We start from the raw sequence: 12,709 nt of genomic DNA, 5'->3' as shown, positions 1-12,709 counted from the left end.
ATATCTACTTATGTGAATAATGAATATAACCACGGCAATAACCAAATAATCGCTGCTGCTAAAGCAACTAGTGCACATACACGCCCAACACTTTTAAACACTTCATTCTTCTCATGCGGATCATCCGCTGACGGCATGCGCTTAATAATAATAAATAAAGCTGCACAAATTCCGACTAAGACCACAAGCGCTGTTAAAATGCCTTTCACGACATTGGCTGCATTTGTGAGCTTAGCTTGGACTTGTCCAGCTGAGGCAAAAACGATTTCGGGTGTTATGAAATAACAAACGACAATGGCCAAAGCTGCTTGAAGTATTAAGCTTGTTGCTTTCGTGTTATTTGTCATACGCAAACCTACTTTCACTATTCATTTCTCTATTATTCATCACGCTCCACCTCTAAAGATGGCGCTAGTGCACGCTCCTTTTCTACTTGCTTCATTGCCTCTAGCTGTATTTTGGCTTGCTGCTCGGTTTCCAATGAAGGAGACAGCTGTTCTAGTTCTCCGTGCTTCAATCGCCCAACAAAAATGGCTCGCTGCTTTCGTTCTTGATCTAGCGTTTCAAATAGCTGAAGCTCGTCCTCATAGCGCCGAACAGCTCGCTCTAATTCAATCCCGTACACGCTCAAGAATCCTTCTAAAAAACTAGCTCCGGCAAAGGACACTTCATTCACAATACGCCCGCCTTTCACACGAATTGCCGTTACATCTACTTGGTCGACACGGTTAGCATCAGCTACATTGCCTTGCTGTAAAAAATGCTGCCGTAACACAAGTGGCTTCACCTCAATAGAAGAACTTACCTCTTCCTCAGCAAGTTGCTGTCGAATCTGTGAAAGTGGCTGCCCCTTCACTGGCTCACTCACCCCTACTTGCCCGTCATGTACAAATTCAGTCGCTCGCTTACTGCTTAACCAGCGTTCCGTAATCAGCACTATCACCTACTTTCGTACCTTTGATAACCGTATTTTCCCGTTCACCAAGGCAATAAGCAGATATGTAGTGTAATTTAAAGAAACACATGTTCTTGTTACAGTTGTAACAAAAATGCCATTAAAATATTTGGTTTTTCTGTAAATTTAAAGGTGAAAAGGTATAATTTTAGTAGGAATGCCGTCAACATTTCGGAAATTTTGTACGCTAAGGCGTCTCGTCAGAAAAATGCGGATTTACAACGTTAAGGGGGATAATGTTACCAAACGTCGGTTTGGGTGCGTTTAAGACTAAATTAGAAAAATTGCCCCTGTGGAATACTTTCTAAGAGGCAATTTTCAAATCCTTTATGTTATTTATTCTCATTTACCAAAGCGGTAATTTCATCTTTGCCATAAAGAATTTTGTATATATAAATATTCTGTAGGATTGAAATGAAACTATTAACGATCCAATACAACGTAATAGCTGTTGGAGCCATAAAACCAAATATCATAATCATCACTGGTAATATATATTGCATGATAACCATTTGAGGATTTGTATTTAATACTGGTCCTGTTTTTAATACGAGATATTGCATCCCTCCTGCAACCATCGCAAAAATGATACTTGAAGTTGCTAAAGGAACACCAAAAATTGAGCCCAACTCATACATGGGTGTGACATTCATTCGACTAATTCCATGATAAAGTCCAATTAATATTGGCATTTGAATGAGTACCGGTAAACACCCAGCTATTGGATTAGCACCTGTACGTTGCATTAACTTCATCATTTCTTGTTGATATTGCTGCTGCGTCTCTGCATCCTTTGATGAATATTTCTTTTGTAGTGCCTGTAATTGAGGCTGTAATGCCTGCATCGCTCGCGAACTTTTAATTTGTTTTAATGTTAACGGTAAAATACATATTTTCACGATAACAGTTACAAGTATAATTCCCCCTGCGTAACTTCCTGTGAATTCAGCTAAAAATTGAATAAATTTTACAATTGGCCAAACAATCCATTCATTCCAAATGCCTTCGCTTTCACTTGAAATGGGTTGATTGTATTCCGAACAACCTCCTAATAATAAAACGCTACCCAATAATAAAATGTACTTCTTCATGTGCTCACCTTATTTTTCTTGAATTTCCTTTACATTTTTAGTATAAAGTCGTTCAATAAAATCAAAGCATTTTATTCCATATAGAATATAAGGTGGTTGAGTAATATGAACATTGGAACTACACTTCAGAAAATCAGAAAAAGTCGCCAGATTACACAGGCAAACCTTGCTAGAAATATTATGACGCAAGGTGCTTATAGTAAAATTGAAAAATCACAGCTATCCATCAATTTGGATCAATTCCTCCCTCTTATTACGAAAATAAATATTAATTTACAAGAGTTTTGTTATATTTTAAATGGCTATGAGTTGAGTGAAAGAGAACGAATAATTAAAACATTTACTTCTTTAGAAATAGCTAGTATTGACGATTTACAAAAAATGCTTAAAGCCGTCAAAGAATATTTAGTTCATCATCCGGAAGATCAATATATTGACTTTTTACAGCTGGTTTATAAAGCATTTATCATCTTGCAACAGGAAAATACCGTGGAAAAATCACGGCAATTGGTAGCCCCTATATGGCATCAGTTACAAATCTTAGATGATTGGTATATTAATGATTTCGAATTGTTAAATGCGATTCTCTTTCTTTTCCCACTCGAAGTTGCAATGGAAATGACAAAAACGGCGGAGCGACGATTAGAAAAATATGACGATTTTCCTTATGATGTATCGTATTTAGGTGCTTATTTTCGAATCAATCTATCATTTCACTATATTGAACGGTATCTGTTTGAAGATTGTCTCACATTACTTGAAGAAACGGAGCTTAAATTCTTACATAAGATGCGACCTAAATTTGTCGCCATTCTTTTTGAAAGAAAAGCAATTTGCCTTTTTTACTTGCAGCGACCATATGAAGTTGAATTAGAGAGAATGGAACAATTACTGACTATTTATAAAGATGAAGAGACGAAAGAGCTATTACTAAAAGAATTTCATCTCTTAACAAGGAACTTATAACAATCAACTCAAAATGACTTTCTCTCTTTGAAAATCCATAAAAATGTGCCCAAACAGCGCTTTGGGAATGTTAATTTTCAGCATTCTAATACGTATTAATTATTATCTTCACGGGGTATTTTATATACTAAAACGAATCTGAATTAACACAATTTGTTGTTATCTTTGTCGAATCTAATTACTACAATAAATTGCCGGAAAACTCAATTAAAAAGGGGGGTGGAAAATGGACCTATTACTTTGGATAACTATCGGTTTCATAATAATTGGATTTGTTGTTATCTTCTCTATGAAAAAAAGTATGGAGAGTAAAGTCGCTTTTATAAAAGCAAATCCGGAATCAGAGGGAAATTTATCAAAAGCTAAATCTGTAATTTGGTGGATATGTGGTACTTTTGCTTGGGGGATAGTGAGTATATCTCTTGTTGTTAGGTGTTTTTAGAATTACTTTGGATAACTGTTGGCATCAAATGTACTTTAAAAAAGGCTGTTTTCGTAAACTTTGTTGTTTTGGGTAATTAGTGTTATTCAACAATCGGGCCATATTGTTGTATAAGTGATGAAATACTGAATTTAAAACTTAGTTTATATGTGGTAAAATGTTTTAATCAAGTTTAGGAGGAATTAATTATGAAGTGTAATGAATGTAACAGGGTTCAATTAAAAGAGGGAAGCGTATCATTAACCCTATAAACTACGTCTGCCCTCATTATTGGAGGGTGAAATGTGAATACATCCTATTCACAATCGAATTTACGACACAACCAAATTTTAATTTGGCTTTGCATTTTATCTTTTTTTAGCGTATTAAATGAAATGGTTTTGAACGTCTCATTACCTGATATTGCAAATGATTTTAATAAACCACCTGCGAGTACAAACTGGGTGAACACAGCCTTTATGTTAACCTTTTCCATTGGAACAGCTGTATATGGAAAGCTATCTGATCAATTAGGCATCAAAAGGTTACTCCTATTTGGAATTATAATAAATTGTTTCGGGTCGGTAATTGGGTTTGTTGGCCATTCTTTCTTTTCCTTACTTATTATGGCTCGTTTTATTCAAGGGGCTGGTGCAGCTGCATTTCCAGCACTCGTAATGGTTGTAGTTGCGCGCTATATTCCAAAGGAAAATAGGGGTAAAGCATTTGGTCTTATTGGATCGATAGTAGCCATGGGAGAAGGAGTCGGTCCAGCGATTGGTGGAATGATAGCCCATTATATTCATTGGTCCTATCTTCTACTCATTCCTATGATAACAATTATCACTGTTCCGTTTCTTATGAAATTATTAAAGAAAGAAGTAAGGATAAAAGGTCATTTTGATATCAAAGGAATTATACTAATGTCTGTAGGCATTGTATTTTTTATGTTGTTTACAACATCATATAGCATTTCTTTTCTTATCGTTAGCGTGCTGTCATTCCTGATATTTGTAAAACATATCAGGAAAGTAACAGATCCTTTTGTTGATCCCGGATTAGGGAAAAATATACCTTTTATGATTGGAGTTCTTTGTGGGGGAATTATATTTGGAACAGTAGCAGGGTTTGTCTCTATGGTTCCTTATATGATGAAAGATGTTCACCAGCTAAGTACTGCCGAAATCGGAAGTGTAATTATTTTCCCTGGAACAATGAGTGTCATTATTTTCGGCTACATTGGTGGGATACTTGTTGATAGAAGAGGTCCTTTATACGTGTTAAACATCGGAGTTACATTTCTTTCTGTTAGCTTTTTAACTGCTTCCTTTCTTTTAGAAACAACATCATGGTTCATGACAATTATAATCGTATTTGTTTTAGGTGGGCTTTCGTTCACCAAAACAGTTATATCAACAATTGTTTCAAGTAGCTTGAAACAGCAGGAAGCTGGTGCTGGAATGAGTTTGCTTAACTTTACCAGCTTTTTATCAGAGGGAACAGGTATTGCAATTGTAGGTGGTTTATTATCCATACCCTTACTTGATCAAAGGTTGTTACCTATGGAAGTTGATCAGTCAACTTATCTGTATAGTAATTTGTTATTACTTTTTTCAGGAATCATTGTCATTAGTTGGCTGGTTACCTTGAATGTATATAAACATTCTCAAAGGGATTTCTAAATCGTTAAGGGATCAACTTTGGGAGAGAGTTCAAAATTGATCCTTTTTTTATAACAGGAATTCAAATCTTTTTGTTCCATTAAAGGGCGCGATTGTGGAATAAGGACACTTTTCTTCTTAGCAACAATCTTTGAGAAAAGAGCCTTAAAAAACAAGTAGTTTTGTATTAATTGTCTTAAGGATTACTGTAATATCTATTTTTGAACAATAAATACTATATACATTATAAATTCAATAAACGTTCCCAAATGCCACTTTGGGGACATTAAAAGCCTTTATCCAATCATTTGTGGATAAAGGCTTTTCTTGACTATTAATCTACTTCTTTTAATAATTTTTCAATTTTTCTTACTCGGTCATTTAATTCGTCCACTTGTTTTTGTAGGTTAAATGTTTGTTGTTTTTCAACATTTAGTCGTTCCTCTGCACGTTTTACATTTTTCTTATATGCTTTATAAATAGATACTATAAAAATAATTACAACTGCTATAAATCCGAACATAACGATTGTTGCCACTACATCTCCTATATTTACACTTGTAGCACCATTAGACATTGATTTAATCCTCCATCTTTTTATTTTTTTTTAGAGTAAGTGTTGGTTCTAACTTCGAAATAAGTTCCTCATTAAGCTGCAAATCAAATGAATTTAGCATATAGTATTTCGCAGCCTTTCCACTCTCTAATAATTCCATATCGCTTGAAACAACATTCGCATCTTCAAGCTTCTGTAAATGTAAATATAAAAGTGGTCTACTCATACCAAGCTCTCTAGCAAGTTGACTAACATACTGTTTTCCATTAGATAAAATGCTAATGATTCTTAATCGATGAGGATTCGATAAAGCTTCCAAAAACAAAAGTAACTCGTCTCCATTAGTAATATGTTTCATATGTAAGTATTTTATTACAGGTAATTCACTTTGTCAATATAAGTAAATACATAGACATTCAAATAAACGTTCCCAAATCAAAGTTTGGGCGCATAGTAAAAAGGCAGGAATGTTGTTAAATCAACGTTTCTGCCCTTTCTTATGGAACATTGTTTATGCGTAATTTTATGCACGTTTTTAAAAAGCCTTTCCTGACAATCGTTTAAGCGTATTTTCGTGATAATTACACTTCTTACAATCTTGCATAAAATCCTGCATATTGTTAGCGTATATTTTTCGCGTTTTGTCGGCAGGACTAAGAACGTTTTCGCTTTTGATTTGATTCGGGTTGCTGCTTCATTCGCTGACGCTGTGCCTGTAACTTTTCGAACTCCTCATATTCAAGCTCATCCAAAATCCGGTCAATCGCTTTTCCTTTAAAGAATTGCTCAAATAAAAATGGTGCGCCGTACACTTTTAATTGCTTACCACCAAACGTATCGTTGTAACGAACAACACCGTCCTTCGTCTGCACAAGCGTAACGGCTAAATGACGATTTGCCTGTTCTTCCGATAAAATACCTTCTCCAATACAATCACTTAACACAAACGCTCGGTAACGAGGATGATTGAGGTCTTTCACAAGTCGTTCCTCTAACTGTTGCTGCAATGCTAATAACTCCTGTGGCGACGCCTGTTTACCTTTTAAAATCGATAGATCATACGCTTGCTTACGTGTTAAATAACGATTCACCAATTGCAGCTGCTCTTTTTCGTACTTTTTCGGTGGCGTCCGAGGAAAATCATCAAGCTGCTCCTTCGTAAAAGCCTCCCCGTAATAATCCATTGCTGTGACAAGCCATTCACGCTCTACAAGCGACTTATCTGAGACATCTAAACTAGGCATCCGTAAATGAATCCGTTCGTCGTAATAAGCGCCAAAAATCTTCAATGCGAGCTGCAACCGTTTCAGCTCCTTTAGCTGCTTTTCAAACTGTGCTCGCTCTGCCTCTGGTAAACGGGCAATTGTCGCTTTATTTTGCAAAGATACACCATGCTGTTGCATAAAAGTTGCTGTTTGTTGCTGTACTTTTTGTAATCGTTCCTCAGCTCCTACAACCGTCGCAATCGGCTGCTTCACAATCGACTGAATCTGACGAATAACTTCTTCAGCCCGAGCATCCATTAAAACCTCATTTACTTCTGCCTCACTTAACATTTTCCCAAGACGAGCTGTCCCATTTAACACCTCACGCTTTTCAAAAGACGTCCACGTGCTCGTATCAAGCGTAGAATAATATTTGAGGAGCAAACGGTCAGCTTCCTTTTCAAACAGCTCCTCAGCCCGTTTAAATGCCTTTTCTTGCGCTTCAAAACCTTTATAGCTTTGCTCATTAAAGTTCCCTAGATCAAGCTGCACTTGCAGCTTCACATCCCACAAATAAAGCATCCTTCTTTTATCCGCTAATGTTTCCGGCAGCACATACATTTTCAGAACACTTGATAACTGGCCAAGCTCCTGTTTTTCAGCTGGCGATAATGCCTTTAAAATGAGTTCATGTTTTTCAAACTGCTCTAACCTTTGCTCAACGTCCTGAAGCGCTAATTTCTTCTCATTGCGCTCCTTCACTTCACGATTAATCGCCACGCGATCGGAAGAACGCCCTTCTTGCTCCATCTTTCGTGCAACATACCCTTCATGAATCGTCGGCTCCTGCTCTAACCCTAAATCAGCGTGTGACTTTTCTGAAATCTCTAAGTCCACTCCAGCAAGCGATAAATGCTGATTCGCATAAACTGCCCAAGACGAACGCCACTGCTGTAATTTCTCTTTTCGATTCCAATCATTTACGTCAATTTTTCGAGACTTTTTTGCCCCACTTTCCGTAAATAAAGCCTCCCCATCTTCATCAACAATATATTCCTTTCGAGACTTCGCTCCCCAAGAACCATCTTCTAAAAATGGACGCATTGTTAACATCACATGAGCATGTGGATTTTTAACATCATCACGGTGAATCGCCACATCTGCAACCATGCCCTCATCTACAAATACCTCTTGTACAAAATGACGCAGTAATTCTCTTTGTTGCTGCTTTGATAACTCTACTGGTAAAGCAACTGTAAATTCACGTGCAAGTTGTGCATTTTTTGCCTTTTCAATCTTCTCTACTTCATTCCATAGTCTTTCCCGATCTAAGCACCATTCAGGCGCATGTACAGGCTTTAAAAGCATCGTTTCTGGTAATACATCACGGTGATGATAAGAACTCACCTTATCATACCGTTCACTATATAATCGTTCCCCACTTCGATAAGCTGCACTGGCGATTGCTGATTGTCCTTTACCTCTAGAAATGACCTGCATACTAAAATGATAAATTGCCATCAAGCATCCCTCTTTTCACATGAGCGCGAGCGAATTTTTCACGTGAAGCGTGACCATGTTTTCGCACATACACCAAATGAGAGCGTAGCGAACACATGGTGTATAAGTGCGCCCTTAGTTTTATCTATTCTATCATAAATCTCTTATTATTTGAATTATTTTCTCTTTTATGCTCTAATATTGTTAAAATAAGATTCAAGAATGAGAGGAGAACTACCTATGAATGACATTCGTAAAAAACTCGAAAAGCTTGAAGAAATGAAAGAACAAATTCGCCTAGAAAAAGATAAAATGAACGCACATATTGGACGCCAACTCCTTGCCAAATTAAATATCCAACATGAAGACCTTTCTAAAACACAAGTCGATGAGCTCATTGAAACCCTAGTCACACTTTACCAAGACTACAGCACACCAAAAGCAGCTCCTGAACAAAACCATGACAGCTAATCATTTACACAAACTAATCGCTGAAAAAAATCGCTTAGAACTTGAAATCACAAAGCTCACAAAACAACAATCACGTAAAGAACGTACACACATACTCATCCAAAAAGGCGCTTTACTAGACAAACACTTTGACACACACCATCTATCTGTTGAAGAAACAGAAGAACTACTACAAATCTTTGCAAACATAATCAAAGAAAAACGACCAATCAGATTCAATAAATCTACTTAACAAAGGTGGAAATTTCTACTTTTGTTAAGTTTTAAGGAGACAATCATATGGAACTACTATCAAATGCTATAAGGGATCACATTAAACAACTCATGCACGAACAAAACCTAACCATTTCTGAACTTGCTAGACGTTCAAATCTAACACAATCCACTGTTGATTCTGCACTAAATATCCGTAATAAAAATCCTCGTATCGATACAATTCATCAGCTAATTAAAGGGTTAAATCTATCCATCCCACAATTCTTTAATCACGATAGATTCAACCACCTCAAATAAAAGGTCCTCGCCCAGCAAGCTGGCCTGCGGAACGCCTCCCGCTCTGGGCTCTACTCTCCAACAAAAACATAAAGCAATCACAACCACGGTAATTCTACAACCCCCGCCCAAGACAGCCACGTAATTAGAAATATGTAAGGCAGACTGGAGTATTAATTTAACTAGAGCCCCGAATGTGAATTTCAGCCGATACTGGTGGGCTTTCTTTGAAGTATAGTTGTTCTAAATACATCATTAATGGCACATAGCCGGCAATCACATCTAATTCTTCCGTCCACTCTTTTACAACTTGAATAAGCTGCTGACGGTATTTCGATTTCGCTGTTTGTACAAGCTCCATCGCATACTGAAGAAACAGCTTAACCGTCGTCCAACCTGTTTTCGCTCCTCGACCTTTGCCAGTGACCGTTTTAACAAACTTTTTAGAACGCTTTAGCACTTCATTTAACGTACTTTGTGCCATGCCAACAGCTGTACATAATTCCTTTTGTGTACGCCAAATAAACGGTTCTGAAGACGATTTTTCAGCCGTAATATAGTCAATCAGATCTTGCTCCCACTCGTCATAATGACTACGTGTGCGATCCTCACGCTCCTTTTTAAACTTATACCAGGCACGGCTGCCAAAAGACACCGTATATTGCTCACCATTTTTGACGTGCAGGGCAAGTATCGCCCCGACATATTCTTTACTTGGTCCACTGTATTTGCCTGAATAAGCGGACTGTAAAACAGCATATAAGTCTTGACCATTTAAAGGCTCCTGTAAGCGAGCATTAAATTCATCTAAAAAGTTCTCCGTACGCTCTAAATCCCAGCCTTCTGCATAGCAAATAAGCGCTAGTGTAAACAGCGTGTTATTACGCCCTAGCATGCCCTTATTACCCTTAATATTCACTGTATGGACTAATGCATCAAACCACTCTGTATGCACGACAGACTGCTTATGTTTCTTTGTAGGTAGCACAAATAAAGGACGCTGCATATCATCATCTTGACGCATCGACCAATTAATAAGAGCTGCCATTGAATATTGGTTCTCTAAATCCTTATACACGACATTTTTTTCCGTTGGTAAGCGGAAGAAACCAAAGTCATTACAAAATAAATCAGCCTCAACTGATTGCAAACTACGCTTCAAATTATCACTAATACGCTTGGCCACTTTTAAGCCACGGAAATTTTCTTTATTTGAAATGAAAAAAGGCGCAGATAATACAAAATACAGCTGATAACCACGATCCGATGCAACAATAAACGTCGGTAAACCAATTGAAGCGTCCATGCATGCCATGAGCAGCTCGTTCACGCTATATTTTTTCGTATCAATATCCACGACGAACGTATTAATTTGCTGTAGGTTACGCTCCTCAAAGCCGTGAATATAACGGCGATTTTCATCTGTATAGCCAAACGTACGGTACACGTTCGGCGTAAAGTGCGTCAGCGTGTGCGCATCCTCTAATAACGTTTCCTTCGACGTCACGATGTACCCCTTTACGCCATTTGCTGTAAAGTCTGCTTTTTGACGCACCACAAAGACAGCCCCTTGTCGTGTCGATTTTTCTTTCTTCTCTGCCTCAACACGTGCCGGTAAGCTTGCTTTAGAATGTTTCTTTTTATATGTGTGGATTCCTGTATGTAGCAGCGTATCAAATAACTGCCCCATCTCGTGCTTTTCTAACGCAAAAATAGCCATGGACATAGCTCTCCTTTCCTCTAGGTGAGCGTCCACAGCTATCTCGTTCAAAAGCACACGTAAAAAAGGGTGCATGAAGCCAATTTTCAATCAGAAATATTGAAAATGTCGTCTACAGTTGCTATAATTAGCGTAATATTGTTTTACTAATGGCGTGTTACCAGCACACCATTTATTTAATTTAATTATAGCAACAAATAAGCATCTGCCAGGAAGCCTATTTTGTTGTAGATCAACGACGATAAGTTAGTTACCAGCTAACCGCTCGGACGCTCACTTATTTAGTTGTTGAAATTGTTGAAGTCATTCCTTGTCCGGCAAGACATAAGAGGAATGGCTTTTTTATTTTGCCTAAAACCTTTATTACTATTAAATAAAACATAAAATGCGAGTGTTGTAAACTCATAAAAAGCCTTGGTATCCTTATGTTTCCTCGCACTTTTCTACTTTTCCACTTTTGCGAGAAAGTTGACTTCAGGTAGAAATTGCAAATTTCCACTTTTCCACCTTTGCGAAGTAGAAATGATTTTTTCGCCTTTAAATTAGACAAAAAAATCCCCTCTCACACCTTATATAGCAAGGCATTTCGTGAAAGGGGACGAATAAACACTTTATTTCAAAAGTAGAAATTTCTACTTTTGTTAAGTAGATACGTTTCTCGCAAAGGTGGAAATTTCTACTTTTCCACTTTTGTGAGGGAAGGATCGTTATATTACATTTTTGTTACAATACTCGAACTCAAAATTTATATAAATAAAATCTGAAGAAAGCTTACAATTTATACTTTTTTGGAATATCCTTTTCACGTATAAATAATACATCATTTAATGATCTTGTACATGCAACATAAAATTTGGATTTTGTCTGTGGCTTTAATTCATATAATGAATTACTTTGATAAAGTTTGTAGGTTGTTTCGTTTAACACAACACATATATTCTCATATGTCATACCCTTTGTTCCTCCCCAATTACCAGCATTCAACTGATATTTATGAGAGTTCATATAAAATAGTTTTTTTATTTCGGAGTTCGTTAACACTTGCTCTATTTCTTGTGGTTTAGTGATTAATTCTACTCTTGAAGGTACAAGTTTATCCGATTCTATTAAAATATTTAAGTTTTTCTTTACAAAATCACAAGCAGTTATTGTACATCTTCTACTTTTAACAAGTATTTCAGTATCAAATTCATAACCAGATGATTCAACAATTTCTCTATAGCTCAAAAAATCTTTATACAGATTTTTTAAATTATTCCCTCTAATACTTGATGAAAAAGTAGACTGATAAAAATCACCAACTAACATCACTGGTATATTAAGCTTAGACAATGACATCATCCATGTAAAATCATCTGATGCGAAGTCTTGCATCTCATCAATTAAAACTTCATCAAAATATTTTTCCATTCTAGTTTTAAATTCTGGAAGATGATTCAAAATATACTTGGCTATCCTATTAGAATAAATTAAATCCTTATTCTTATTAAAAGGAGAAGGATTTCTAGGATTAGGTTTTTCATAACATATATTTTTTATTGAGTATGGACTTAACGGTTTCACTATAAAATTTAATAAAAATTCGAAATACCCAAAAACAAATATATTATTTGGAAAGTTACCAAATTTTTGAATAGTTTTTTTCTTTAAATGATTCTGATTTTCTGTAGT

At 36.5% G+C, this 12,709-nt stretch carries 14 protein-coding genes; 6 read left to right on the top strand and 8 right to left on the bottom strand.

Going from position 1 to position 12,709, the window contains the following annotated elements; all coding sequences use genetic code 11:
• Positions 1 to 8 precede the first annotated feature (8 nt).
• The 3 genes from MKZ25_RS19680 to yidC all read right to left on the bottom strand — a co-directional run bounded on the left by MKZ25_RS19680 (position 9) and on the right by yidC (position 2,046).
• Complete coding sequence (locus MKZ25_RS19680; protein WP_340803076.1) at positions 9 to 347, bottom strand: CagC family type IV secretion system protein; 339 nt, start codon at positions 345 to 347, stop codon at positions 9 to 11.
• 32 nt (positions 348 to 379) lie between these two features.
• Entirely contained in the window at positions 380 to 937 is a 558-nt protein-coding gene (locus MKZ25_RS19675) for a hypothetical protein (RefSeq protein ID WP_340803074.1), read from the bottom strand.
• Positions 938 to 1,287: 350 nt separating this feature from the next.
• Positions 1,288 to 2,046 (bottom strand): membrane protein insertase YidC, encoded by a 759-nt coding sequence (yidC, locus tag MKZ25_RS19670; protein ID WP_340803073.1) that lies wholly within the window; start codon positions 2,044 to 2,046, stop codon positions 1,288 to 1,290.
• A gap of 105 nt (positions 2,047 to 2,151) precedes the next feature.
• Between yidC and MKZ25_RS19665 the strand changes: the two genes are divergently transcribed.
• From MKZ25_RS19665 to tet(L), 4 genes are all read left to right on the top strand, one after another.
• Entirely contained in the window at positions 2,152 to 3,012 is an 861-nt protein-coding gene (locus tag MKZ25_RS19665) for a helix-turn-helix domain-containing protein (RefSeq protein ID WP_340803072.1), read from the top strand.
• 226 nt (positions 3,013 to 3,238) lie between these two features.
• Positions 3,239 to 3,454 carry a hypothetical protein gene (locus MKZ25_RS19660; protein WP_340803070.1) on the top strand — a complete coding sequence of 72 codons (216 nt, stop codon included), beginning with the start codon at positions 3,239 to 3,241 and terminating at the stop codon, positions 3,452 to 3,454.
• Positions 3,455 to 3,642: 188 nt separating this feature from the next.
• Positions 3,643 to 3,705: a tetracycline resistance efflux system leader peptide gene (locus MKZ25_RS19885; protein ID WP_012779615.1), complete on the top strand. Its 63-nt coding sequence runs from the start codon at positions 3,643 to 3,645 to the stop codon at positions 3,703 to 3,705.
• A 33-nt stretch (positions 3,706 to 3,738) separates the two neighbouring features.
• On the top strand, positions 3,739 to 5,115 hold the full coding sequence (gene tet(L), locus MKZ25_RS19655) for a tetracycline efflux MFS transporter Tet(L) (RefSeq protein WP_001574277.1): 1,377 nt from the start codon (positions 3,739 to 3,741) through the stop codon (positions 5,113 to 5,115).
• Between the two features lie 313 nt (positions 5,116 to 5,428).
• Here the strand turns inward: tet(L) and MKZ25_RS19650 are convergent, their stop codons facing one another.
• The 3 genes from MKZ25_RS19650 to mobQ form a co-directional block, all read right to left on the bottom strand.
• Positions 5,429 to 5,671: a hypothetical protein gene (locus MKZ25_RS19650; RefSeq protein ID WP_340803069.1), complete on the bottom strand. Its 243-nt coding sequence runs from the start codon at positions 5,669 to 5,671 to the stop codon at positions 5,429 to 5,431.
• A gap of 4 nt (positions 5,672 to 5,675) precedes the next feature.
• Positions 5,676 to 5,969: an ArsR/SmtB family transcription factor gene (locus tag MKZ25_RS19645; protein WP_340803068.1), complete on the bottom strand. Its 294-nt coding sequence runs from the start codon at positions 5,967 to 5,969 to the stop codon at positions 5,676 to 5,678.
• Positions 5,970 to 6,303: 334 nt separating this feature from the next.
• Positions 6,304 to 8,376 (bottom strand): MobQ family relaxase, encoded by a 2,073-nt coding sequence (gene mobQ, locus MKZ25_RS19640; protein WP_340803067.1) that lies wholly within the window; start codon positions 8,374 to 8,376, stop codon positions 6,304 to 6,306.
• Between the two features lie 219 nt (positions 8,377 to 8,595).
• Between mobQ and MKZ25_RS19635 the strand changes: the two genes are divergently transcribed.
• Positions 8,596 to 8,826, top strand: a complete 231-nt coding sequence (locus MKZ25_RS19635; protein WP_340803066.1) for a hypothetical protein — start codon at positions 8,596 to 8,598, stop codon at positions 8,824 to 8,826.
• Between the two features lie 279 nt (positions 8,827 to 9,105).
• Positions 9,106 to 9,339, top strand: a complete 234-nt coding sequence (locus MKZ25_RS19630; protein ID WP_340803064.1) for a helix-turn-helix domain-containing protein — start codon at positions 9,106 to 9,108, stop codon at positions 9,337 to 9,339.
• Between the two features lie 157 nt (positions 9,340 to 9,496).
• On the opposite strand, the gene MKZ25_RS19625 is transcribed toward MKZ25_RS19630, so the two are convergent.
• Both MKZ25_RS19625 and MKZ25_RS19620 read right to left on the bottom strand, forming a co-directional pair.
• On the bottom strand, positions 9,497 to 11,038 hold the full coding sequence (locus MKZ25_RS19625; RefSeq protein ID WP_340803063.1) for a primase C-terminal domain-containing protein: 1,542 nt from the start codon (positions 11,036 to 11,038) through the stop codon (positions 9,497 to 9,499).
• A 771-nt stretch (positions 11,039 to 11,809) separates the two neighbouring features.
• On the bottom strand, positions 11,810 to 12,709 hold a 900-nt coding region (locus MKZ25_RS19620), incomplete at its 5' end, for a UvrD-helicase domain-containing protein (protein ID WP_340803062.1).

It is taken from the genome of Solibacillus sp. FSL W7-1464, assembly GCF_038004425.1.
Classification (GTDB): Bacteria; Bacillota; Bacilli; order Bacillales_A; family Planococcaceae; genus Solibacillus.
This window is presented reverse-complemented; position numbering and strand designations above follow the sequence as displayed.

What these genes read in the sequence shown, in the direction of transcription:
- MKZ25_RS19680 (WP_340803076.1), bottom strand. Translation starts at nt 347, where the DNA reads ATGACAAATAACACGAAAGCAACAAGCTTAATACTTCAAGCAGCTTTG.
- MKZ25_RS19660 (WP_340803070.1), top strand. Translation starts at nt 3,239, where the DNA reads ATGGACCTATTACTTTGGATAACTATCGGTTTCATAATAATTGGATTT.
- yidC (WP_340803073.1), bottom strand. Translation starts at nt 2,046, where the DNA reads ATGAAGAAGTACATTTTATTATTGGGTAGCGTTTTATTATTAGGAGGT.
- mobQ (WP_340803067.1), bottom strand. Translation starts at nt 8,376, where the DNA reads ATGGCAATTTATCATTTTAGTATGCAGGTCATTTCTAGAGGTAAAGGA.
- MKZ25_RS19635 (WP_340803066.1), top strand. Translation starts at nt 8,596, where the DNA reads ATGAATGACATTCGTAAAAAACTCGAAAAGCTTGAAGAAATGAAAGAA.
- MKZ25_RS19625 (WP_340803063.1), bottom strand. Translation starts at nt 11,038, where the DNA reads ATGGCTATTTTTGCGTTAGAAAAGCACGAGATGGGGCAGTTATTTGAT.
- MKZ25_RS19665 (WP_340803072.1), top strand. Translation starts at nt 2,152, where the DNA reads ATGAACATTGGAACTACACTTCAGAAAATCAGAAAAAGTCGCCAGATT.
- MKZ25_RS19650 (WP_340803069.1), bottom strand. Translation starts at nt 5,671, where the DNA reads ATGTCTAATGGTGCTACAAGTGTAAATATAGGAGATGTAGTGGCAACA.
- MKZ25_RS19630 (WP_340803064.1), top strand. Translation starts at nt 9,106, where the DNA reads ATGGAACTACTATCAAATGCTATAAGGGATCACATTAAACAACTCATG.